Source organism: Roseomonas acroporae (assembly GCF_023223525.1).
In the GTDB taxonomy this organism is placed as follows: domain Bacteria; phylum Pseudomonadota; class Alphaproteobacteria; order Acetobacterales; family Acetobacteraceae; genus Roseomonas_E; species Roseomonas_E acroporae.
This window is the reverse complement of the sequence record NZ_JALPRX010000224.1, coordinates 1-1,367: the sequence shown is the minus strand read 5'-3', so window position 1 is coordinate 1,367 and position 1,367 is coordinate 1. Positions and strand designations below refer to the sequence as shown.

The window sequence follows — 1,367 nt, the reverse complement described above, 5'->3', positions numbered from 1 at the left end:
CCCCGACGCCATCTGCGTACGCCGGGCCAGGCGTGTCCATCGGCTCTATCGGCGACTGGTGGAGATCCGCCAGTGACGCCGCGAATCCCCCAAACGAACAGCGCCCGAGCCCCTGGCAGGGGGATCGGGCGCCTATCCGAGCATGGAGAGATCACCCCCATGGACGGCTCCCGACAGGGTACGCCAGGTGCCAGCGGCACCGCAACCATTCAGCCGGTGCAGTATGCCGGCCTCGCCATTCCCACGAAGTACCAAGGCCGCCTGTTCCGCAGCCGCCTCGGCAACCGCGTCCAGTACAAGCGGGGGCGGCGCCGGTGAGCCTCAATCCCGACCTCGAGCGCCTCGCCCTCATCGGCTGGCGCCTCGTGCCCCAGACGCCAAAGACCCGGAAGGGCTATTGGGCCGGCTACCGCGGCGACGCCACGCACGACCTCGACACGATCGAGCGGTGGCAGCACGACTATCCGCGTGCCAACTGGTGCGTCGCCACCGGCCCTGTCTCGCGCGTGTGGGTGCTGGACGTGGATGTGCCATCCGCCGGGCACGCGGCCGACGGCGTCGCCGCGCTCCGATCCCTGATCGAGAAGCATGGCCCGTTGCCGGAGCGACCCACCGGCCGCAGCGGCAGCGGCGGCTACGCCCTGGTGTTCCGGTGGACCGATGACGCCCCCACCCGGAGCCGCACCGGCTGGCCTGCCGCAGGCCTGGACGTGCGCAGCCATCGCGTGGTGCAGACCATCGCGCCCAGCATCCACCGCCACACCGGCAGGCCATACAAGTGGGTCGTCGCCCCTTGGGAGATGGCGGCCCCGCCGGCGCCGCGCTGGTTGCTCGAGGCATGCGCGCCCCCGCCAGAGCCAAAGTTGCCGCCTCGTCCCATGCTCCCCACCACCGACAAGGCCATGCGCCGCCTCGACCGCGCCTGCGTCGAGGTGGTCGGCGCCGTATCCGGCACCCGCAACGCCACCCTCAACAAGCAGGCTTTCGCGGTCGGCCGCTGGCTCGGCGCCGGGCTGCTCGGAGAGCATGAGGTGGTGGGCGCCCTCTACGCCGCGGCCCGCCATGCCGGGCTCGAGGATCTCGAGGCGCGCGATACCATCCGCTCCGGCCTGACCGCCGGGGCCGCCCGGCCCGTCGAGGCGCGGTTCGCATGAACCATCAGCGCCCCATGCCGGAGCGGATCGACGCCGCCGTGAACCTGGCGCGGCTGGACGACACCGCCCGCCTGCACCTTGAGCTGATGCGGGACGACAACCGGCGCGTCCTGCCGACCCTCTCCAACGCCCTGCTGATCCTGGCCCTCGACCCTATCCTCGCCGGCCTCGTCGGCCGCGACGACTTCAAGGCCGAGTTCGTGCTGCGCTTCG

At 71.9% G+C, this 1,367-nt stretch carries 2 protein-coding genes; both read left to right on the top strand.

Annotated elements, in window-relative coordinates:
• Positions 1-314: 314 nt before the first annotated feature.
• A complete protein-coding gene (locus tag M0638_RS28135; RefSeq protein ID WP_248670268.1) occupies positions 315-1,154 on the top strand; it encodes a bifunctional DNA primase/polymerase in 840 nt (279 codons plus the stop codon).
• On the top strand, positions 1,151-1,367 hold a 217-nt coding region (locus M0638_RS28130), incomplete at its 3' end, for a hypothetical protein (RefSeq protein ID WP_248670267.1). The genes M0638_RS28135 and M0638_RS28130, both read left to right, overlap by 4 nt.